Source organism: Sphingorhabdus sp. (assembly GCF_035329025.1).
Classification (GTDB): Bacteria; Pseudomonadota; Alphaproteobacteria; order Sphingomonadales; family Sphingomonadaceae; genus Sphingorhabdus_B.
Map to the genome: position 1 here is coordinate 57,725 of NZ_DAOLHN010000007.1, position 21,709 is coordinate 79,433.

Consider the following 21,709-nt stretch of genomic DNA (forward strand, 5'->3'; position numbering starts at 1 on the left):
CGCATCTGCTGCCTAGCTGTGCTATGAGTCTCAATACGGGGGGCTTTCCGGAAAGGAAATTTGCCCATGCAACGTTTCGAAGATCATGACGAACTGACGGAAACCGAAGCCAGCGGCGGTGTGAAGGAACATGGTGTGCGCTATGTCCTCGGCATATCGTTGTTTCTGGCAATTGGTCTGCTGTCGATAATGTGGATCATTCCGGCGGCGAATAGCAGCGGCTAAACCATTGCCATCGGCGCGGCTTTGCGGCAAAGGCGCTGGCCATGACTGACAGCAATAATCTTCCGCCCGACCGCCTTTCGATTCACCCCTTCAGCGAATATTTCGATCAGGACGCGCTTTCACGCGGCATAGGCATCCGCTTCAAGGGCGAGCAGAAGACGACGGTTGAGGAATATTGCATTTCCGAAGGCTGGATAAAGGTTTCCGCAGGCAAGAGCCGTGATCGCAACGGTCGCCCGATGCAACTGACCCTCAAAGGACCGGTCGAAGCCTGGTTTGAGGATATGGGCGACGACGCGCCGGTTGCCAAAGCCTAGCTTTTCGGGAAAATCGCGATAAGCTTGGCAATTTGGTCGTTGATCGGATCGAGTTGATCATCCTGCGTCTTGCCAAGGCGAACGATCGTCAACCGATGTTGCGGCGAAACGACAATGAACTGGCCGAGATGGCCTAGCGCCGCGAATACATCCGATGGCGCCTTTCCGGGGAACAGCACCTGATCCCTTCCCTCTGGCCGCCTTTTGTTGAGCCACACATGCCCGCCATAGGCTGGATCGTTCGCGCTCGACGTCTTCATGAATCGCGTCCAGCTGGTAGGCAGCAGTTGCGCCGAGCGAACCGAGCCATTGTTGCGCAGGAATTCGCCGAATTTTGCCCAGTCACGCGCGGTAGCATGGATCATGCTGCCACCAAGCATCGTACCGCTGCGGTCAAATTCGGGAACCGCACTGGTCATGCCAAGCGGCTCGAACAACCGTCCGCGCGCATATTCGAGCATTGCGTTACGCCGGACAACAGGATCGCTGCTGTCAGTCAATGTCCGCGTCATGATGTCGGCCAATATGTGGCTGGTCGCGGTGGAATATTCAAAATGGCGACCGGGTTCCGCTTCCAGATTGCGCTTTTCCGCATAGCGCGCGACATTTTCTCGGCCATCAAGGAACAGCAGACGGGTTGTATCAGCCTCGTAGATGGCTTTGTCGCCCTCTGCCATTTCAGTGTGATCGAGGCCCGATGACATGTGCAGCAAATGGCGCAAAGTAATCTTGGCCCGCGGGTCGCCCGGACTGGACCATTCGGGAACGGGTGCGGTATCGTCGAGCACCAGCAAACCATCAGCCACCATCATGCCAATAAGTGTTGCCGTAACGCTTTTGGCCATCGACCAGCTGATCAGGCGACTATCTGGTCCATAACCAGGGGCATAGCGTTCTGCGACCACCCGGCCGCCGTGCATGACGACGATCGCGCGGGTTTCCTCCAACGCTGGATCGTCGAAAAAGGGAGCGATGGTTGAAGCAAGGCGTTCCTTTCCTGGGGCGGCATCGTCTACAATATTCTCTATTGCTGGCGCGGTCTCAACAGGCTTAGGCTCTACTTCACCCCCGCAACTTGCGAGCAGCAATGAAATGGCGGTTGCACCAAGCGGCAATTTGTATCTAGGCATGGCGCGGATGAATGCACCAGGAAGGCAAGCCATGGCAACCGCAACTTCAAAGCCGTCTGCAAAAGCCGTCTGGCCGCTGGCTAAGAAAATCAAATATGGTGCGGCTGCCATTGGCGCGTTGCTTGTCCTTTGGCTCGTCTTCAACTTTGCCGACATCAAGGCGCAGGCGAAACTTGGCGCGTCCTATGGCGCGCATATCGCCTGTTCATGCCGCTATATCGAGGGTCGGCCTTTGGCGTCTTGCGAAAAGGATTTCGAACCGGGAATGGAACTGGTCTCGGTGAGCGACGATCCGGACAACAAACGGGTAACCGCGTCAGTTCCTTTGCTTGCCGAGGCTGTAGCCGAACGACGCCGAGAATTTGGCTGTATTCAGTTGAATGACAAAGAAATAGCGGAACTCGATTAAACTGCGGCTTTGGGCCTAGCTGACCACAAAATTGCTGCCGCGATAAGTTCAATAGTGCCGCCAGCTATGGCGATCAAATCTCCCGACGGAAATGCCAGCCAAATCCCAACAAATCCGATTGCCAGCAATGCGAAGCCGAGAACGATATAGTGGCTAAGGCCATATATGGTTTTGAATGTTAGGTAGCGCGCGCCAACGGCCATCAAAGCGATCGCAAAAAACCAGGCTGGCTTATTTCCGCTGACAAGATAGCCGGCGAAGAGTCCCAAAAGGATTATTGGCACGGTCAATAGCCCGATCATTTCAAGACTGTTATCAGCGCTGACCGCCGGCCGTTTCAAAATCTGTCGAACGATAAGCGTGGATAGCGGGTGGATCGCCATCCCACCAAAAAACAGCAAAGCCATGGCAAAACGCGCATCCAGACCGAGAGCCGCAATCCCGGAAGCCAACCAAACTACGCCAGATACTGCCACGCCAATCGCGCCATTCGCATAGGATGAACACAGTTCTTCCTGAGCAGCTTTAATATTCAAGGATACTCCCCCTCGTGAATCACTGACTGTGGGATCAAACCAAGCAAGCTTCGGCACCCGCTGTTTCTTCAATCCAGCCGCCGCCTAGCACTCTATCGCCTTCATACAGCACAGCGGCCTGCCCAGGCGCCACACCATATTCGTCTGACGCAAAGCGCAACCATTCGCCGTCCATCGTTGCTGGAACGGGCTTGGCGAGCGAACGCACCTTCGCCATCACCTGACGATCTTGGACATCCGCAAGCCAGTTAGGTTCAACGATACGCGCCGCACTGACAGCCAAGGCGCGCTTTGGCCCGACAACGACCGCCTGTGTTTGCGGATCAAGCCGGACGACATAGAGCGGCTCCGAAAGTCCACCAATTTCCAGCCCGCGCCTCTGCCCCACCGTGTAATGAATCAGCCCTTTGTGCCGCCCGAGTTCGCGCCCTTCCATATCGACAATCGGGCCATCGCTATCCGCTTCGGGGCGAATTTTGCGGACTACCGCTGCATAGTCCCCCTCAGGTACAAAGCAGATATCCTGGCTGTCTGGCTTGTTGGCGACGACCAAACCCATGTCCTGAGCGATTTCACGCACCGCAGGCTTGGGCATACCGCCCAATGGGAAGCGTAGGAAATCGAGTTGCTCCCCGGTTGTTGCAAAGAGGAAATAGCTCTGGTCTCGAGCCGGATCGAGCGCGCGGTGCAGCTCTGGCCCTGACGCACCCTCGATACGGCGGACATAATGGCCGGTCGCCAGGCAATCCGCACCCAACTCCTTGGCAAGACGAAACAGGTCTGTGAATTTCACACCCATATTACAACGCACGCACGGAATTGGGGTGCGGCCCCGCATATATTCATCTGCGAAATGGTCGATCACTGAATCACGAAAGCGGCTTTCATGATCGAAAACATAGTGCATGATTCCCAGACGGTCGGCGACGGCGCGAGCATCTCTAATATCCTGACCGGCGCAACAGCTCCCGGCCCGCTTCACCGCACTGCCATGATCATAGAGCTGCAGCGTGACGCCGATTGTCTCGGCGCCAGATCGCGCGGCAAGCGCAGCAACGACCGACGAATCGACCCCACCCGACATCGCGACCACGATTCGCTTGCCAGCCAGATTCTGACCCAACTGGAAATCGGGAAGGGAAAAATTCTTATCCATTGTTCCAAGATTATGTCGTTTTAGCGCACTACAACCCTTGGCCGGACGAAAATTCTCGTTTCGGTACAGCTGGGGCGCCCAAATGATAATTGCTGTTAACCTCACCTAATGCCGTGTGAATGGCCAATTTACCAGACGTTATGTGTGTTGGTGTAAATGCATCGACATGGACATGAACTTTCCCCATCCAAAGCGTCGGCAATTGCAGCCGCACCGAGGCGGTAAATTTGCCGAACTCGTTGCTGCTGCTGTGACACGCCAGATGGCGAGCATAACCACGCAATTTGCTGCAACAGGTCCGGACGGCATCCTTGTGTCGAACGATCCGATTAGCGAGCGGATGCGCTTTTTTGCAGCGCCTAAAGGTTCGCAAAGACAGGCGGCGTCTGGCGCGTTTTTGCCGTCGGAATTGTTCGGGCTAACCAAAGTAAACAAAATCGACGCAAACATTTACCCTGACGCTTTAGCGAATGGAAAACCCTATCTGTTTACTGAGAGTTCGCCGGGGCAACCGGCGGCTTTGCGGGGCATGGAAAATTGAGGATAGCATGATTGAAAACCAGAAAATCCGGCCTGCACAGGTGATTGGCCCGCTCGGCGAGCCACTTACCATAGACAGTTTGCCGCCTCCAGAGACCACCCGATGGGTAGTCCGTCGCAAGGCGGAAGTGGTCGCAGCTGTTAACGGCGGTCTCTTGTCGGTTAGCGAGGTTTGCGAGCGCTATGGGCTGACACTGGAGGAATTTGCTTCATGGCAACGCGCCATTGATCGCTCGGGAATGCCGGGATTGCGGGTGACGCGGATCCAGCATTACCGCGATCTGTATGAGCGCCAGCAAAAATACTGACGCGGCGTGAAGTGATCGCGCAAAAAAGCCCGGTATTCCCGGGCTTTTTTGTTGCCCTGTGTAAACTGTTTTAGTCGGCTAAATCAGTATTTGCGTTCCTATGGTCAGGCGATATGCTGCACCAAGGCAGGAAAATGCCTTTTTAGAGCAGGAGGACAATCTATGGGTTGGATTATTGCAATCATCGTCGGTGGCATTGCAGGCTGGCTCGCCAGCAAAGTAATGAACCGGGACGCTTCCATGGGAATAGTCTGGAACGTTGTTGCTGGCTGTGTGGGATCGGTTGTTGGTAACCTTATCGCAAACCAGTTCGGAATCGTCGGCAGCGTGAAGGAGTTTTCGTTGACTGGCCTTCTTGTGGCTTTGGTCGGTGCGATAATCGTGCTGGGTATCCTGAACCTGATACAGCGCGGCAAAGTCCGTTAAGTCTTACGACTTGAATTTTCCAAGGTCGGGGCGGGATCGCTCCGACCTTTTTCGTTTTTGTTTTCCATCTCTTGACGTCGTTTGTCGAAAATAGTCGCAGAAGTGCCTTTTTGGATGTTTTCAGCGGAGTTTGGCCGTATTTGTCGACCAGTACCGACATAATCCCGACTTGCACCCGGTGATTTATTACAATAATACACCCGCCAATAGTTACAACAATCTCCCCACGGGGTCACCCGAATGGACAATACCATGAATTTCGAAACCAGCATAACCAGCGATACCGACCTTCTCGATCCGGACGGTGCTGTCCAACGTCGGCGTAAGAGAAATATGTGGATCGTTGCCATTTTGGCGGTGTTGGCCGCTCTGGCAGCGGCCTATTTCTTTTTTGGCGGCACTGGCTCCGAAGACGGTGCCGCAGCGGGGGCCGACAAACAAGGTCAGGCCCAGACCGTTTCGGTAATTGCTCCTGGGCGGGAGACGATTGCGCGTTCGATTTCGGCTACCGGAACATTGGCGGCGCGCCGCGAAATCCCGGTCGGCGTTGTCGGTGAAGGCGGCCAAGTATCCCAGGTATTTGTCGATGCAGGTGACTGGGTCCAGCAGGGACAGGTTCTTGCGAGCATTGAGCGTTCTGTCCAGTCGCAACAGATTATCGGTCAGGAAGCGCAAATAAAAGCCGCACGTGCGGACCTTCAACTCGCGCAGAACGAATTGGACCGTGCGATGCAGTTGGTCAATCGTGGTTTCATCTCGAAGGCCGATGTCGATCGGAAAACTGCAACCCGCGACAGTGCAAGGGCACGTGTGGGCATCGCAGAAGCGCAACTACGGGAGTTGCGCGCGCGAACCGCTCGTCTCGACATTCGGGCACCGGTTGGCGGATTTGTTCTCGAACGCAATGTGGAACCCGGGCAGACTGTAACCCAAGGCAGCGGAGTTCTGTTCCGCATGGCGAAGGGCGGCGAACTGGAATTGCAGGCACAACTGGGTGAAGCCGAACTGGCTGGAATCTCAGTTGGCGTTCCGGCAACTGTCACGCCTGTCGGCAGCGATCGTCAGTTTACGGGCACGATTTGGCAGATTTCGCCTACAATCAACGCTCAATCCCGTCAGGGTATTGCCCGCATTGCCCTGCCATTTGATCGCGCGCTCAAGCCGGGCGGTTTTGCCTCGGTGGAAATCAAGGCCGGGGCAGTTACTGCGGCGATTTTGCCAGAGTCAGCAATCCAAAATGATCGCGACGGCAGCTTTGTGTATATCGTCACAGCACAGAATAAGGTTCAGCGGCGCCCGGTAAAGACCGGCATCGTCACCCAAGAGGGCATAGCTATCAGCGAAGGGCTTGATGGCACTGAACGGGTCGTTCTCTATGCGGGCGGTTTCCTGAATCCGGACGAAACCGTCACCCCCAAACTCGTCAAGTCCGCGTCGCAGGGTAAAACAAAATGAACTTCCGCAACATATCGGCATGGTCGATACGCAACCCAGTCGTACCGATCGTCCTGTTCATTGCCCTGACACTTGCGGGAATCATGTCCTTCTCGCGCATGGATGTGCAGAATGACCCCGATATTGAATTCCCGGTCGTTGTCGTTGCCATTTCCCAACCAGGTGCCTCACCGGTAGAGATTACAACGCAAATCACCCAAAAGGTCGAATCTGCGATCCGAAGCGTTCAGGGCGTGCGCAACATCGATGCCTCGGCCTCGGAAGGTAACACTTCTGTCAGCGCTGAATTTGAAATCGGTGACGATATCAACGCGGCTGTCAGCGAAGTGAAAAACGCGGTTGACCAGATTCGCGGCGATCTACCGGACGGCATTTTGGAACCGCAAGTTTTCAAGGTAGCGACCTCAAGCGATCCAATTGCCTATTTTGCGGTTGAAGCTTCGGACATGACGCTCGAACAGCTGAGCTGGTTTGTTGATGACACCGTTTCACGGCGCCTTCTGGCGGTTGAAGGCATGGCATCGGTTAGCCGCAATGGCGGCGTCAATCGCGAAATCCGCGTTATTCTCGATCCCGCCAAAATGCAGTCGCTTGGTGTCACCGCAAGTCAGATCAACTCGGTTTTGCGGCAGCAGAATCTGAATGCCGCAGGCGGGCAATCGGAAATTGCAGGATCGCGCCAGTCGGTTCGCATTCTGGGCAATGCCGCCAACGCCTATGAACTTAGCCAGCGAAACATCAGCCTTGGTGGCGGACGGTCGGTTAAGCTTGCAGATGTTGCAGAGGTGACGGATGGCTATAGCGAGCAGCGCTCCATGGCCTTCGAAAGCGGACGCCAAGTTGTCACATTCGGCATGTCGCGCGCCAAGGGTGCTTCCGACGTTACCGTGTTCGACAATGCCACCATTGAAATGGAAAAGATCGCCAAGGAAAATCCGGGCATCAAGTTCACCCCACTGTTCAACAGCGTCGCCTACACCAAGGCCCAATATAAAAGCTCGATGGCTGCAATGATTGAAGGCGCATTGCTCGCGATCGTCGTTGTGTTCCTGTTCCTGCGCGATTGGCGCGCAACCATCATTTCGGCAATTGCCATTCCGTTGAGCGCCATTCCGACATTCTGGTTCCTCGACCTGATGGGCTTCACCTTAAACACCATGTCGCTCTTGGCACTGGGTCTGGTTGCGGGTGTGCTGGTCGATGATGCGATTGTGGAAATCGAAAATATCGTGCGGCATATGCGCATGGGCAAATCCGCCTATCAGGCATCTATCGACGCCGCCGACGAAATCGGCCTTGCAGTTGTTGCCACGACCTTCTCAATCGTTGCCGTGTTCCTTCCTGTCGGCTTGATGCCCGGCGTAGCTGGACAGTTTTTCAAGAATTTCGGCCTGACGGTTGTTGCTTCGGTACTGATGAGCCTTGCCGTCGCACGCATGATCACACCGATGATCGCCGCCTATTTCCTGAAATCTGGCGGAATCGCAGAGCATGGCGAGGGTCCATTGATGGACCGTTATATGAAGATCCTGCGTTGGTCACTGGGCCATCGCCGCTGGATGATGGGCATTGGTGTGCTCGCGCTCGCGCTAACCGTTGTTCTGATGGTCGTCCTGCCCAAACAGTTTTTCCCCGACGGCAATCAGGATTTCACCCGCATCCGCATCGAAATGGTTCCTGGGACGACACTGGAGCGCACCAAAGAGGTTTCTGATGAAGTGGTCGCGATTGTGCGGAAGGAACCGGAAGTAAAAACCGCATTGCAGCGCGTTGGTGAGGGCAACGGGAATATTTTCATCACGCTGCACGAAGACCGCGACCGCACCAGCCAGGAATTCGAAGAAGCACTTACACCGGTGTTATCCAAGATCGCAGACGCCCGTGTAACCTTCTTGACATTCGGCCCCGGCGGCGGTGGCTCCGGACGTGATGTTTCGGTCATGCTTTCGGGCTCCGACCCCGCCCAGCTCGACCAGACAGCACAACGTCTTGTCGAGGAAATGAAGACTCTAAAAGAGCTTCGAGCACCGCGTATTGCAGCCGATTTGCAGCGCCCTGAGTTGATTATCACGCCACGGCTCGACCTTGCGTCGCAATTGGGTGTCACCACCGTCGCGCTCAGCCAGGCTATCCGCATCGCGACTTTGGGCGATATTGACCAGAATAGCGCCAAATTCTCGCTGTCTGATCGTCAAATTCCGATCCGCGTCATGCTGGCCAAAGAATCGCGTCAAAATATGGCAAACATCCGCAATCTGCCTGTGCCAACGGCAAATGGCGGTTCGGTTCCGTTGGAACGCGTCGCGGAAATCACCTTTGGTGCAGGCCCTACCACCATTCAACGGCGGAACCAGAATTTCCGTATCTTTGTGGGTGCTGATTTTGCACCGGGAATTGTCTCGTCCGACGCCGACGCCAAGATCAACAACCTTCCCGTGATGAAGAACCTTCCAACAGGCGTGTCACGAGCGCCCTTTGGCAGCCAGGAATGGGAACAGGAAATGCAGCGCGATTTCGGTATTGCGCTGATTTCAGGGACACTGCTGGTGTTTGCGGTGCTTGTACTGCTCTATCGGCGTTTCATGTCACCATTGGTCAATATGGGCTCGCTGCTTCTGGCGCCGCTTGGCGGGATGCTCGCGCTGGCCATCGTCGGTCAGCCGATCTCGATGCCTGTGTTCATCGGTGTTCTGATGCTTTTTGGTATTGTCGCCAAAAACTCGATTCTGCTCATCGACTTTGCCATCGAAGAAATGGAGCGCGGTGTTCCCAAGTTCCAGGCCATCATGGAAGCTGGCCACAAGCGTGCACAGCCAATTGTGATGACGACTGTCGCGATGACGGCAGGTATGATCCCGACTGCTCTGTCACTCGGTGGTGACGGACAATGGCGCGCGCCGATGGGTACCGTGGTGATTGGCGGCCTGATCGTATCGACGTTGCTGACGTTGCTTATCGTCCCGGCCGGGTTCAGTCTCGCCGATGGATTGGAAAAGCGCGCTGGACCTTGGTTGCGCGATCGGTTGTTGACGTTCAAACCCGGTGACGATGCCGACGACCCAGAGAGCCGTTCGAAATCAGGTGGTCCGTCTACAGGCATGGCACCGGGATTGCAGCCTGCCGAGTGACTTTACCGTCATGGCACGCTAAGCGGTCGCTTGAATGGTAAAATCGGTCAGTCAGCTTAATCAGGCAGAACGCGAGCGCTATATTTGGCGCGACGACGAACTGCGCAAGATGCGCCGTATCGCTACGGCGTTGCTCATCCTGATGGCGCTGCTGTTTGTCGCTGGCATCCATCTCGAGCGCAATGTGCATCCGCACTGGGGCTTTTTAACTGCCTTTGCCGAAGCTGGCATGGTAGGCGGTCTGGCAGACTGGTTTGCGGTGACCGCATTGTTTCGTCATCCGTTGGGCATTCCAATCCCGCATACGGCGATCATCCCGAACAACAAGGAGCGCCTCGGCAGAACGTTGGCGGGATTCCTGCGCACCAATTTTCTGCGCACTGGCATTGTCGCACGCAAAGTGCAGACGATGGATGTTGCAGGCGCGATGGGCCGTTTCCTGACAACGCCGGGGTCCGGCGAAGGCCGGATGCGGATGGGGGCCTCTCGCCTGCTCGGCGATATCGTCGAATCGCTCGATGACGAACGATTGGGCGGCATCGCCAAGGGCGCGGTACGTACCCAGCTTGAAAAACTGGATATTGCGCCGCTACTCGGACAGTTGCTGGCCGCGATGATCAAGGAACGGCGGCATTTACCCGTGCTCGATGGCATCATTGCATGGGCCGCCAAGACACTCGAAGCCAATGAGCATATCATCCGTGCGATGGTCGAGGAGCGCGCTGGCACGATAATGCGCTGGACCGGGCTCGATGACCGGCTAGCCAATGCGATTGTCAGCGGCCTTGAAAAGCTGCTTGGCGACATGGCCGAAGACCCCGACCATCCTTTGCGCGAAAAGGGCGAGGAAGGGCTGGAAAAACTTGCGCATGGTTTGCGTCACGACAAGGAATTGCAGGCCAAGGTCAATCACTGGAAGCAGGAACTGCTCAAGAACCCGGCTTTCGCAAAATGGATCGACGGACTGTGGGGTCAGGGACGGGATGCGTTGCTCAAGGCCGCACGCAATCCTGACGCAGCATTGGCAGGAAGCTTTGGAGAGGCGCTAACTAAGCTGGGCGCCACTCTGCAGGATGATGAAAGGCTGAAACGTCAGATCAACCGCTTCGCCCGCCGCGCCATCGTCGGCACAACCGAAAATTATGGCGACCAGATTGTAAGCCTGGTTTCAGATACGATTGGCGGATGGAATGCGAGCACAATCACCGACCGCGTTGAAAATGCCGTTGGTAGCGATCTTCAATTCATCCGCATCAACGGCACGCTGGTTGGCGGGCTGGCCGGGATCATTATCCACGCCGTTTCGCTACTGCTCTGACGTTCAATTCGCCGCTTTGATCATATCTTCGATGCGAACGAACTTCTCGCGCGGAGCCCCTTCCCTGGCCCGGGCAATTTCGGCTTCCTCGATCTTCTTCCAATCGGAAAATTTGACGATTTGAATGCCGCGTTGTTCGAGCAGTTCATCGAGCGCAGCACGCCCCTGCTTGCCTGCTCCGTCTGCGATATCGTCGGCAACAGCTTCGATGATCATATAACCATCGGGCCGGTTGGTACCGATTGTGCCTGAAGGTCCACGCCGGGCCCAACCGACGCAATAGAGCCCCGGAAGGATGCGGCCTTCGACATTGGCAAAGCGACCGCGGCCATGCTCATAGGGCACGCCTTCGATTGAGGGCGTCTGATAGCCGATACAAGCTACGACCATCGAGCAGTCGATCGCGTAAGTCTCGCCGGTTCCCCGGCTGCGCAATTCGCTATCCAGTTCGGTGCGTTCGACAATTATCCTCTCGACTTTACCATTTCCCTCAATGGCAACGGGGGCAGCAAAGAAATCAAATTCAATGGATATCGGCTTGGTCGCCCTGTAGCTCTCAGGGATCGCCGCAAATTCGCGCAGGCACGTCACCGATTTGCGCAAGCCGGGTTCAAGCAGCATGTCTTCACCCTCATCGGGCAGATCCGCACGGTCAACATAGGGGCACGCCCGTTCCAGATGGCCCAGTTCGCCCAACTCCTTAGGCGTCATCGCAATCTGGTGTGGCCCACGACGACCGAGGATTGTCACTTCTTCAGTATTCGCGGTTTCGAGCATATCGAGCGCATGACTGACGATATCCGAACCGCCGAGTTCGACGCGGGTTTTGGAGAGGATACGTGCGACATCGAGCGCAACATTGCCATTCCCGACAATCACTACATGCTTGCCCTCAAGCGGAGGCTCAAGATCGGCGAAATCCGGGTGGCCATTATACCATCCGACAAATGCCGCACTGCCAAAGACGCCGGGCAAGTCGGACCCTGGAATGCCAAGGTCACGATCATTGGGCGCTCCGGTTGCGAGAATAACCGCGTCATACATGCCGAGAAGCTCGTCTATCGAGATATCCTCGCCGACCATGACATTGCCGACGAAGCGCACATTTTCGGACAGCGCCACACCTTCATAACGCCGCGAAACCGCCTTGATTGACTGGTGATCGGGGGCGACGCCGAAACGGATAAGTCCGTAAGGCACAGGCAGCCTGTCGATGACATCAACGCGCACATCATCGCCAAATTGTTTCTGCGCGGCTTCGGCGGTGTAATAACCTGCGGGGCCTGACCCGATGATTGCGATGTGACGCAAGCGCTCCCTCCTTCACTTGCCCGCCAACCTTAAGGTCAGCCTCTTCTCCGAATAAGAAGCATAAGCAGCGAAAATGTAAATGCAATCAGTCGAATGCAGCGGAAAGCGCTTTTCCCCCGCTTCTTATCCGCCTAATGCTGGGGATATGAGTGTAAAGTTTCCAAACCTGTTGGCGGCGACCGCGCTGATGCTGGCAATGCCGGCGTGCAAAGAGGTTGAAAAACAAGACGACCGCCCGGAAACTTCGAAGCAATTTCCCCAAGCTGATCGGGCCGTTTCGCAGACCGGTGACACAGAATTTTCTACCGAAGCCGCACGCGACGAGGCGGGTGAAGCGACAAAATTGATGAACTGGGCTGCCATCGAACCGGGAATGACGGTCGCCGATATAGGTGCAGGCGAAGGCTATTATACTGTGCGCTTGGCTGAACGCGTCGGCGTAAAAGGCCGTGTTCTGGCGCAGGACATCAATCGCGGCGCACTGGACCGGCTCGGCGAACGCATCTCACGCGAGCGGCTGGACAATGTCGCGATCAAGGAAGGTGGCATCGACGATCCACGCCTCCCCGCGAACAGTTTCGACCGCATCTTCATGGTGCACATGTACCATGAGGTGACCGAACCTTATGCCTTCATCTGGCGTCTGCGTAGCGCGTTAAAATCCGGTGGGCAGGTTATCGTTGTTGACCGGGACCGCGCGACCAAGCAGCACGGCATTCCGCCAAAACTGCTGTTTTGCGAGTTTGACGCTGTCGGCTACCGCTTGGTCGAATTTGCCGAACGGCCCGAAGTCGGCGCCTATTTCGCCCGCTTTGAACGCAAGGGCAAAGCCCCTGCCCCGGCTGCAATCAAGACCTGCAAGGAAACTGCGAAGCGCAGTTAAGCCGCCTGTTTTTTCGCTACCTTGGGCCGATCAAGGAATTCGCGCATCGCGGTAATACTTTCCTCAACATGGCTGAGCATGAACAGATGTCCGCCATCATCGATGATGAACAGTTCGCTATTTGGGATCAGCATTTTCAGAAAATGGCCATTGGCGACGGGTACAATCTGATCATCGCCACCCATCATGATCAACGTATCATGCTTCATGAAAGGCAAGAAGGGTGCACTGGTCCAGCCAAGCATCGCCAACAACTGATAGAAATAGCCGGTCTTTGACGGCGGCTTGATACGGCCAATATGGCCTTCAGAGCCATCATCTGTTCCGCCATATAAGGTATTGAAATGCTTGCGCATGAAATCGGGATCGATGTAGCGACGTGGATCGGCCATTTTGATCAACGCCTTGGGGTTACCTGGGACCATCAGCATACCTGCCGTGGTTGCAGCCAGGATCAGGCGGTTGACGCGCGGGCCGTTCTGCAAAGTGAACTGCTGCGCCATCGCCCCGCCCCAGCTAACGCCCATGACATCGACCTGCGCCATGTCGTACCGGTCGAGCAGTTGCTCCGAAATCCGCCCCATCATCCACGCATTATAGGGCACCATCGGCTCTGGCGAGCCACCGACGCCTGGCATATCAAAGGTCAGGAAATCACGATCGGGCAGCATATGCGCCAACGGCGCCATCGCCTCGATATTCGCACCTATGCCGTTGAAAAACAGCAACGGCAGCTTGTCGGTTTTGCTCTCAGCCTTCCAGTGCGCGACGCGCAGATTTCGCCCGTCGACTTGCTCCATGCTGAAACGCGGCTCGCGTGTTTTGGTCATGTTTGTTCCCCTGCTGCCCGGGCCGCTGCGGGCGTCTTTTGTTGCGTCGCAGCATAGCCTGCGACGCGCTTTACGCAAGCGTCAATCGAGGACGTAAAGACCCGGTGCATTTTCCATGGGCGGATGCGCTTTGCTGCCGCAACCATTTGGCGCCTTCACCTTCTTGCCCGAGCGCTCAGCAAGCCATTCTGTCCAGAACGGCCACCAGCTACCGGAATTTTCTTCGGCCCCCTTCATCCATTGCTTTACATCCGCAGGTGGATTACCCTTGGTATTCCGCCAATATTTGGCCTTGGGGTTACCCGGAGGATTGAGGATCGCCTGCATATGGCCCGCTTGGCTCAGCACAAATTCGACATTCTTCGCGCCGAATAACTGCGTCGAACGATAGCAGGCCTGCCACGGGGTAATATGGTCGGTGGTGCCGCCCAGAATGAACATATCGCCCTTCACCTTGGTCAGATCGAGCGTATGGCCTGCGATATTAAAGGTGCCGGGGGCAGCATAGGCATTGGCCTCAAACAGTTCGAGGAAATCACCCAGCAGGCTCGCCGACAAATTGGTCGCATCTGCGTTCCAGAAAAGGATATCAAATGCTGGTGGATCATCACCGAGCAGATAGTTGTTGATGACATAGTTCCAGATCAGGTCATTGGGCCGCAGCCACGCAAAGCCACGTGCCAGGCTGCTGCCTTCGATCACGCCTTTCTTGGCCGCACGCTGTTTTGCGAGGCTGATGCCGTTGTGACTGACAAGCGAGCTGGCCTCGGTATCACCCGGCTTTGGCTCAAGCACGCAGACCATCATGGTGATTGCATTAATCCGGTCATCGCCATCTGCCGCCATACGCGAGCACAGCACTGACATGGTTTGGCCGCCCGAGCAGCCACCTGAGACGTTGACCTTTTCGCTGCCGGTAATTTCGCAAACCACATCGACGGCCTTGCGGCATGCCTCGATATAATCGCCCATTCCCCAGACGCCCTGATCGTGCGTTGGGTTCCGCCAGCTGATCACAAAGGTCTGGAAACCATGCTCGACCTGCCATTTGATGATGCTCTTTTCCGGCGACAGATCGTTGATGTACATTTTGTTGATCTGCGGCGGGATGGTGAGTTGCGGGATCGCGTACACTTCCTCGGTCACGGGCGTGTACTGGATCAGCTCGAACATCTCGTCTCGGTAGACGACTTTGCCAGGGGTGGTCGCGATATTCTCCCCCAATTTGAAAGGCTTTTTGTTGACCTGGCTGACCATGCCATCATTGTGAACCATGTCATTATAGGCATTTTGCAGCCCCTTGATCAGGCTCAGACCGCCGGAGTCCACAAGCCGCTTCTGCGCGGTCGGGTTCCCGATCAAGCTATTGGTCGGTGCAAGCGCATCAATGACCATCTGGCTGACGAAATTGGCGCGATCACGCTCGAGCGCATCAAGCTCCAGATCCTCGATCCAACCCTTGATGCCCTTTTGCACCGCCAGATAATATTGCGCACCGGCTTTGAAGAAGGGATTGAAGGTCCAGGCCGGATCCATGAAGCGCTTGTCTTTGGGGTCTGGTGCCAGATCGGATTTGCCGGCCATGATCTTGACCGCATCTTCGGTCAGCCCCGACATAGCCTTGAAAGCGCTGTTCGGATTGGCTGCGGTCTGCCGAAGCATAACACCGATGGCACCCGCAAAATCTTCGCGCGCGAGGCCGGCCAACGGCCCTAGAGCCATGGTCGCATCGTTAGCTGCATCAAATGCGGTTTCGGGAATTGCACCCAATCCCTTTTTCTTGCCGCCACCTGCTTTAGCTTTTGCTTTCTTTTCAGCCATCTGAGCAACCTCTCCTCTTCCTCAACCAAAGAAATTGCACTTCGCGAGAACAACGTCAATCGGCGAAAATCGTTGCCGTTTCGTCTGGACGCGTTGTGGTCGCGCCGATATGCCGAGCGTGAGCTGGGAGGAACCATAAGAATGACCGATTTTTCGTGGGTGGCAGATGCGGCTTCAGGCATCCGCCAGCGCTTCGTCGAGGCCAATGGGCAACGCTTTGAATTGGCAGAAGCGGGCGATCCTCAATCGCGTAAATTTGCGATCCTGCTACACGGTTTTCCCGAACTGAACTTTTCGTGGCGGCACCAGATGCTTGAACTAGCAGCGCAGGGCTGGCGGGTTTGGGCACCCAATATGCGCGGTTACGGCGCGTCATCCAAACCGGAAGGAGTGCCAGCCTATCGCATGGATCACCTAATGGCTGACGTGGCTGCTTTGATCGATCTGGCCAAAGTGGAAGCCCCTACCGACGAAGTGATGCTCGTCGCGCATGATTGGGGTGCGGTGATCGCGTGGACCTTCGCCATCCAGAAAATACGTCCACTCGACCGGCTGGTCATTATGAACGTCCCGCATCCCAAATGCGCGGAGCGTGAATTGAAATATTGGCGGCAGAAGAAAAAAAGCTGGTACATCTTCTTCTTCCAACTTCCCTGGCTGCCAGAAAAGATGATGCTGGCCAACGATGCCAAAGCGGTGCGCGGGGCATTCTTCAACACGGCGGCAAACAAGGATCGTTTCCCACCGCAAGATCTGGATATTTATGCCGAGGCAGCACAGCAGCCCGGCGCTATGCAGTCAATGGTCAACTATTACCGCGCGCTGGTGCGCTATCCAGAGGCGCGCGAGGTGGGCGACGCCATGGTCAACGTGCCGACATTGGTTCTCTGGGGGGAAAATGACCTCGCACTCGATATCCACCTGCTCGACGGGATGGAAGAATGGGTGCCCAAACTTACGGTTCATCGTCTACCCGGAATCTCGCATTGGGTGCAACAAGACGCGCCGGAAGAGGTCAATCGCCTGCTGAGCAACTGGCTGGAGACGCCACTTTCATGACGCCAATCGAAATCGCCGCCGTCTTGCTTGGCGTCGCCAATATCATCCTCATCATCCGCCGCTCAGTATGGAATTATCCATTCGCGATTGCCATGGTGTCACTTTACTTTATCATCTTTCGGGATGCGAAGCTCTTCAGCGATGCCGGGCTGCAGATTTTCTTCATCGCTGTTAATGCCTATGGCTGGTGGAGTTGGAGCCGTAACAAGGCGGATGCTGGCGAAATCGTCGTCGAAGAACTCAGCCCAAACGGATTCGGCGCATGGATTGCAGGGTCAATCCTTGCCACGCTGGCTTGGGGACTGATCATGACCAATCACACCAACGCCAGCTTTCCGTTCTGGGACGCAGGTGTGGCAATGCTATCCGTCGTCGGGCAAATATTGATGACACGACGGCTGATTGAGAATTGGTATTGGTGGATTGCGGTCAACATCATTTCCATCCCGCTCTATATTCTGAAAGAGCTTTACCTGACCGCCGGACTGTATGCGCTGTTCCTCGTGCTTGCGGTTGCCGGGCTGGTGGAATGGCGCAAGGTACAGGCGCGGCAGGAATGAAGCGCATTTGCCTCCATGGGCCTGAAAGCACAGGCAAATCGACGCTGGCCACACGGCTTGCGGCGCATTTCGGCTGCGAGGTCGTCCCCGAATATGGCCGCGCTTATTGCGAGGCGCATGGCACAGACATTGGCATGGCCGAATTGGTGCATATAGCCGAAGCGCAGGATGCGATGAACAAAGCTGCGGCAGAGCGTGGAGCGGAATTAAGCGCGCCCTTGGTGCTGTTTGATACCGATCCGCTGATTACCGAAGTCTGGGCGCAGATGATGTTTGGGCTTAACGATCCGTGGTTTGCCGGTTTCAACAGCTATGCCGATCTCTACCTACTGCTCGATATCGACCTGCCCTTTGTTGACGATGGTTTACGCGTTTATGCGAAAACCGAGGAACGGCAGCACTTCTTTGATTTGTGTAAATCCGAACTGGATGCGCGCGGTGTCCGCTACACTTTGGTTCGGGGAATTGGGGATGCGCGCTTTGCCGCCGCGCTCGACGCTATTCACAAAGTTCTGGCGAATTGAATGGATGACGTTGCATCGCCTTGCATCAAGGTTTGCACTATTGATCCGACTGGACAGTGGTGCCTTGGCTGCGGCCGGACATTGGATGAAATTTCTGGCTGGCTATGCGCAGATCGCGCGCAGAGGCTGGAAATACTGGTAGAACTTCCTGATCGACTAATCCGCCTGAACCAGAAACTGGCGGACTAGCCCAACTTTTCCAGAGCCTCGCTTGCAGATATCCAGCGCGCTTCTGCGGCCTCCTGCGCAGCGACGATCTTTCCGCGCCGTTGCGATAATTCGCCCATAGTCAGGTCTTTATATTCGCTCGAAGCAGATTGCGGGTCGAACATAGCCTTATCAATCGCGGACAGTACGACCTCCAGCTTCGCCAAATCAGCCTCCGCATCGTTTACCTCACGCTTCAGCTTTGCCTGCGCTTCACGCGCCGCCGCCGCGACCTTCTTGTCTTCCTTCCGGTCAGCCTTGGAGAGCTTATCCTTTGCTGGGCCCTTACCCAGAATGAAGTCGGTATAATCGTCGATCGAACCGGAAAATTCCTTCGCCGTACCGCCATCAACCAACACCAACCTGTCCGCCGTCAGCTCGAGCATGTGCCGGTCGTGGCTGACGAGTACGACAGTCCCCGCATATTCGTTCAAAGCCTGCACCAACGCTTCGCGTGCATCGACGTCCAAGTGGTTGGTCGGTTCGTCGAGGATGAGCATATGCGGTGCCTCACGGGTAATCAGCGCCAGCGCCAAGCGCGCGCGCTCACCGCCTGATAGCTTGCCGACCTGCGTGGTCGCTTTCGCGCCAGAAAAGCCGAAGCGCCCCAGTTGCGCCCGCACCGCACCCGGGGTCGCGCCTTTCATTTGGTGGGTCATATGCTCGAGCGGCGTATCGTCGCCGTCCAGTTCTTCGACCTGATATTGCGTGAAGTAGCCAACGCGCATCTTGCCCGATGCGTTCATCGAACCCTCCATCGGCATCAGTTGAGCCGCGAGCAATCGGGCCAATGTTGTTTTGCCGTTGCCATTGCGGCCCAACAGCGCGATCCGGTCGTCGGGGTCGATGCGCAGATTCAACCGCTGCAAAACAGGATTGCCGGGACTATAACCGACACTGGCCAGATCCAGCGTGACCAGCGGGGGTTTCAATTCGTCGGGGCTGGGGAAATCGAAACTCAGCGTCGGATCATCGACCATCGCCTGCACCGGCTGCATCTTGGCCAGCGCCTTGGCTCGGCTCTGCGCCTGTTTCGCTGTCGAGGCGCGGGCGGAATTGCGGGCGATATAGTCCTGCAGCTTGGCACGCTGCGCGTCCTGCGCTGCCTTGGCCGCCGCCAATTGTGCAGCCCGCTCCGCACGCTGGCGTTCGAAACTGTCATAGCCGCCGCTGTACAGCGTGACCTGCCCGCCTTCGAGGTGCAGGATATGGTCGACAACATTATTGAGCAGATCGCGCTCGTGACTGATGACCACCATCATCGCGGGATAGTTTTTGAGAAAATTTTCAAGCCAAAGCGTTGCTTCGAGATCGAGGTGGTTTGACGGTTCGTCGAGCAGCAACAGGTCCGGTTGCGAGAACAAAAGCGATGCCAGCGCAACACGCATTTTCCACCCACCGGAAAAACTGTCGAGCGGTTGCCCTTGCATCTCCTCATCAAAGCCTAAGCCAACCAATATGCGCGAGGCCCGTGCCGGTGCGGTATAGGCATCGATCGCGATCAGCCGTTCGTGCACCTCTGCCATGCGATCGGGATCGAGATTCTCCTGCTCGCTTTCAATCATCAATGCAGCGCGCTCGGTGTCCGCCGCCAGCACCGTTTCGAAAGGCGTCGCGGTGCCCGCTGGAGCTTCCTGCGCGATATAGCCGATGCGCGTGCCTTTGGGCATTTCGAGGCTGCCGTCATCGGCCTCCAGCGAACCGATCATTACCTTCATCAAAGTCGACTTTCCGGCACCGTTGCGCCCGATCAAACCGATCCGTCCATAGGGCGGCAGCGCGGCGGTGGCGCGGTCGAGGATAGTGCGTCCGCCAAGGCGCACGGTGATGCCGTTCAGGTTGAGCATGATGACGCGCGCCTAGCAGAGGTGATGTCGGCTGTCATGCAGCGATTGCGCTGCCTTGTGGGGAATGTCAGGCGCTGCTAGGGGGCCGGAATGACTGACCTCTCCCACATTCGGAACTTCTCTATCATTGCCCATATCGATCATGGCAAGTCGACGCTGGCGGACCGGCTAATCCAACATACCGGTGGCCTTTCCGAGCGCGAGATGTCGGCACAAGTCCTTGATAATATGGATATTGAGAAGGAACGCGGGATCACCATCAAGGCGCAGACCGTCCGCCTGGATTACACCGCGAAGGATGGCCAGACATATGAGCTGAACCTGATGGACACGCCGGGCCATGTCGACTTCGCCTATGAAGTCAGCCGCAGCCTCGCCGCATGCGAAGGCGCGCTGCTCGTGGTCGATGCCGCGCAAGGGGTGGAGGCGCAGACCCTCGCCAATGTTTACCAGTCGATCGAGCATGACCATGAAATCGTGCCCGTCATCAACAAGATCGATCTGCCCGCCGCCGATGTCGACAAGGTGAAGGCAGAGATTGAGGAAATCATCGGCCTGCCCGCTGACGACGCCGTCCTTACCAGCGCCAAATCGGGCATCGGCATCGCCGAGGTGCTGGAAAGCATCGTCACCCGTATCCCCCCGCCCAAGGGTGACCGCAACGCGCCGCTGAAAGCGATGCTGGTCGATAGCTGGTACGACCCCTATCTGGGCGTCGTCATCCTCGTGCGCGTCATCGATGGCGCGATCAAAAAGGGCCAGCAGGTCAAATTCATGCAGGCGGGCACCACCCACCTGATCGACCGCGTCGGCTGCATGCGCCCCAAGATCGAGATACTCGATGAAATCGGCCCCGGCGAAGTCGGCTTTATCACCGCGCAAATCAAGGAAGTCGCGCAAACCCGCGTCGGCGATACCATCACCGATGCGAAGCGTCCGGCGGCAGAGCCCCTGCCCGGCTTCAAGGAAGTGCAGCCGGTGGTGTTCTGCGGCCTCTTCCCCACCGACGCGGCGGATTTCGAGAAACTGCGCGAATCTATCTCCAAGCTGCGCCTCAACGACGCGAGCTTCAGTTTCGAGATGGAAACCAGCGCTGCGTTGGGCTTTGGCTTTCGCTGCGGCTTCCTGGGGCTGCTCCACCTGGAAATCATCCAGGAGCGCCTTTCCAGAGAATATGATCTTGATCTGATCACCACTGCGCCATCGGTGGTGTACAAGCTGAAACTCGGCCGCAGCAAGACCGAGGATGCGCGCGATATGGAGCTGCACAACCCGGCGGACATGCCCGATGTCAACCGCATCGAGGAAATCCAGGAGCCGTGGATCGAGGCGACCATTTATTGCCCCGACGAATATCTGGGGTCTATCCTGAAGCTGTGCCAGGACAGGCGCGGCATCCAGAAACAGCTGACCTATGTCGGCGGCCGCGCGCAGATCGTCTATGAACTGCCGCTCAATGAAGTGGTCTTTGATTTTTACGACCGGCTGAAGAGCATCAGCCGCGGCTACGCGTCATTTGACTATCACCAGATCGGCCACCGCGAGGGCGACCTTGTGAAGATGAGCATCATGGTCAATGGCGATCCGGTCGACGCGCTCTCCATGATCGTGCACCGCAGCACCGCCGAAGCGCGCGGCCGCGGCATGTGCGAGCGCCTGAAAGACCTGATCCCCCGCCATCTGTTCAAGATCCCGATCCAGGCGGCGATCGGCGGCAAG

22 protein-coding genes are annotated in these 21,709 nt (G+C 56.5%); 15 read left to right on the forward strand and 7 right to left on the reverse strand.

The window, feature by feature from the left end:
* Nucleotides 1-66 precede the first annotated feature (66 nt).
* Nucleotides 67-225, forward strand: coding sequence for a hypothetical protein (locus tag PKC81_RS03150; protein WP_324333181.1), 159 nt, complete (start codon nt 67-69; stop codon nt 223-225).
* 41 nt (nt 226-266) lie between these two features.
* Complete coding sequence (locus tag PKC81_RS03155; protein ID WP_324333182.1) at nt 267-542, forward strand: DUF3297 family protein; 276 nt, start codon at nt 267-269, stop codon at nt 540-542.
* On the opposite strand, the gene PKC81_RS03160 is transcribed toward PKC81_RS03155, so the two are convergent.
* Entirely contained in the window at nt 539-1,705 is a 1,167-nt protein-coding gene (locus PKC81_RS03160) for a serine hydrolase (protein WP_324333183.1), read from the reverse strand. The genes PKC81_RS03155 and PKC81_RS03160 overlap by 4 nt on opposite strands.
* Here PKC81_RS03160 and PKC81_RS03165 point away from each other — a divergent pair.
* Nucleotides 1,704-2,081, forward strand: coding sequence for a hypothetical protein (locus tag PKC81_RS03165; protein ID WP_324333184.1), 378 nt, complete (start codon nt 1,704-1,706; stop codon nt 2,079-2,081). The genes PKC81_RS03160 and PKC81_RS03165 overlap by 2 nt on opposite strands.
* Here PKC81_RS03165 and PKC81_RS03170 read toward each other — a convergent pair.
* Both PKC81_RS03170 and mnmA read right to left on the reverse strand, forming a co-directional pair.
* Nucleotides 2,078-2,689, reverse strand: coding sequence for a hypothetical protein (locus PKC81_RS03170; RefSeq protein ID WP_324333185.1), 612 nt, complete (start codon nt 2,687-2,689; stop codon nt 2,078-2,080). The genes PKC81_RS03165 and PKC81_RS03170 overlap by 4 nt on opposite strands.
* Nucleotides 2,652-3,773, reverse strand: coding sequence for a tRNA 2-thiouridine(34) synthase MnmA (gene mnmA / locus PKC81_RS03175; protein ID WP_324333186.1), 1,122 nt, complete (start codon nt 3,771-3,773; stop codon nt 2,652-2,654). Before mnmA ends, PKC81_RS03170 begins: the two co-directional genes overlap by 38 nt.
* Nucleotides 3,774-3,888: 115 nt before the next feature.
* On the opposite strand from mnmA, the gene PKC81_RS03180 reads away from it, so the two are divergent.
* The 6 genes from PKC81_RS03180 to PKC81_RS03205 all read left to right on the forward strand — a co-directional run bounded on the left by PKC81_RS03180 (nt 3,889) and on the right by PKC81_RS03205 (nt 10,948).
* Nucleotides 3,889-4,314 (forward strand): hypothetical protein, encoded by a 426-nt coding sequence (locus PKC81_RS03180; RefSeq protein ID WP_324333187.1) that lies wholly within the window; start codon nt 3,889-3,891, stop codon nt 4,312-4,314.
* Nucleotides 4,315-4,321: 7 nt separating this feature from the next.
* Complete coding sequence (locus tag PKC81_RS03185) at nt 4,322-4,621, forward strand: DUF1153 domain-containing protein (RefSeq protein ID WP_298602884.1); 300 nt, start codon at nt 4,322-4,324, stop codon at nt 4,619-4,621.
* Between the two features lie 162 nt (nt 4,622-4,783).
* Complete coding sequence (locus PKC81_RS03190; protein WP_298602881.1) at nt 4,784-5,047, forward strand: GlsB/YeaQ/YmgE family stress response membrane protein; 264 nt, start codon at nt 4,784-4,786, stop codon at nt 5,045-5,047.
* Between the two features lie 252 nt (nt 5,048-5,299).
* Nucleotides 5,300-6,502, forward strand: coding sequence for an efflux RND transporter periplasmic adaptor subunit (locus PKC81_RS03195; protein ID WP_324333188.1), 1,203 nt, complete (start codon nt 5,300-5,302; stop codon nt 6,500-6,502).
* The gene (locus PKC81_RS03200; protein WP_324333189.1) at nt 6,499-9,630 is read left to right on the forward strand and encodes an efflux RND transporter permease subunit; all 3,132 of its coding nucleotides are present in this window, start codon (nt 6,499-6,501) and stop codon (nt 9,628-9,630) included. Before PKC81_RS03195 ends, PKC81_RS03200 begins: the two co-directional genes overlap by 4 nt.
* A 109-nt stretch (nt 9,631-9,739) precedes the next feature.
* Nucleotides 9,740-10,948, forward strand: coding sequence for a DUF445 domain-containing protein (locus PKC81_RS03205; RefSeq protein WP_324333203.1), 1,209 nt, complete (start codon nt 9,740-9,742; stop codon nt 10,946-10,948).
* Nucleotides 10,949-10,951: 3 nt separating this feature from the next.
* On the opposite strand, the gene PKC81_RS03210 is transcribed toward PKC81_RS03205, so the two are convergent.
* Complete coding sequence (locus PKC81_RS03210; protein ID WP_324333190.1) at nt 10,952-12,259, reverse strand: FAD-dependent oxidoreductase; 1,308 nt, start codon at nt 12,257-12,259, stop codon at nt 10,952-10,954.
* Between the two features lie 145 nt (nt 12,260-12,404).
* Between PKC81_RS03210 and PKC81_RS03215 the strand changes: the two genes are divergently transcribed.
* A complete protein-coding gene (locus PKC81_RS03215; RefSeq protein WP_324333191.1) occupies nt 12,405-13,142 on the forward strand; it encodes a class I SAM-dependent methyltransferase in 738 nt (245 codons plus the stop codon).
* Here PKC81_RS03215 and PKC81_RS03220 read toward each other — a convergent pair.
* On the reverse strand, nt 13,139-13,972 hold the full coding sequence (locus tag PKC81_RS03220; protein ID WP_324333192.1) for an alpha/beta fold hydrolase: 834 nt from the start codon (nt 13,970-13,972) through the stop codon (nt 13,139-13,141). The two genes, PKC81_RS03215 and PKC81_RS03220, sit on opposite strands and share 4 nt — an antisense overlap.
* Before the next feature lie 81 nt (nt 13,973-14,053).
* Nucleotides 14,054-15,793, reverse strand: coding sequence for an alpha/beta fold hydrolase (locus tag PKC81_RS03225; protein WP_324333193.1), 1,740 nt, complete (start codon nt 15,791-15,793; stop codon nt 14,054-14,056).
* A 141-nt stretch (nt 15,794-15,934) separates the two neighbouring features.
* Between PKC81_RS03225 and PKC81_RS03230 the strand changes: the two genes are divergently transcribed.
* The 4 genes from PKC81_RS03230 to PKC81_RS03245 are packed head-to-tail and all read left to right on the forward strand — an operon-like array spanning nt 15,935 to nt 18,125.
* Nucleotides 15,935-16,852, forward strand: coding sequence for an alpha/beta fold hydrolase (locus PKC81_RS03230; protein WP_324333194.1), 918 nt, complete (start codon nt 15,935-15,937; stop codon nt 16,850-16,852).
* Nucleotides 16,849-17,412, forward strand: coding sequence for a nicotinamide riboside transporter PnuC (gene pnuC, locus PKC81_RS03235; RefSeq protein WP_324333195.1), 564 nt, complete (start codon nt 16,849-16,851; stop codon nt 17,410-17,412). The genes PKC81_RS03230 and pnuC overlap by 4 nt, the downstream gene beginning before the upstream one ends.
* The gene (locus tag PKC81_RS03240) at nt 17,409-17,936 is read left to right on the forward strand and encodes an AAA family ATPase (RefSeq protein WP_324333196.1); all 528 of its coding nucleotides are present in this window, start codon (nt 17,409-17,411) and stop codon (nt 17,934-17,936) included. The genes pnuC and PKC81_RS03240 overlap by 4 nt, the downstream gene beginning before the upstream one ends.
* A complete protein-coding gene (locus tag PKC81_RS03245; RefSeq protein WP_324333197.1) occupies nt 17,937-18,125 on the forward strand; it encodes a DUF1289 domain-containing protein in 189 nt (62 codons plus the stop codon). It begins immediately after the preceding gene.
* Here PKC81_RS03245 and PKC81_RS03250 read toward each other — a convergent pair.
* Nucleotides 18,122-19,990, reverse strand: a complete 1,869-nt coding sequence (locus PKC81_RS03250; protein WP_324333198.1) for an ABC-F family ATP-binding cassette domain-containing protein — start codon at nt 19,988-19,990, stop codon at nt 18,122-18,124. The two genes, PKC81_RS03245 and PKC81_RS03250, sit on opposite strands and share 4 nt — an antisense overlap.
* A gap of 90 nt (nt 19,991-20,080) precedes the next feature.
* Here PKC81_RS03250 and lepA point away from each other — a divergent pair.
* A partial coding sequence (gene lepA, locus PKC81_RS03255; protein ID WP_324333199.1) for a translation elongation factor 4 occupies nt 20,081-21,709 on the forward strand: 1,629 nt, incomplete at its 3' end.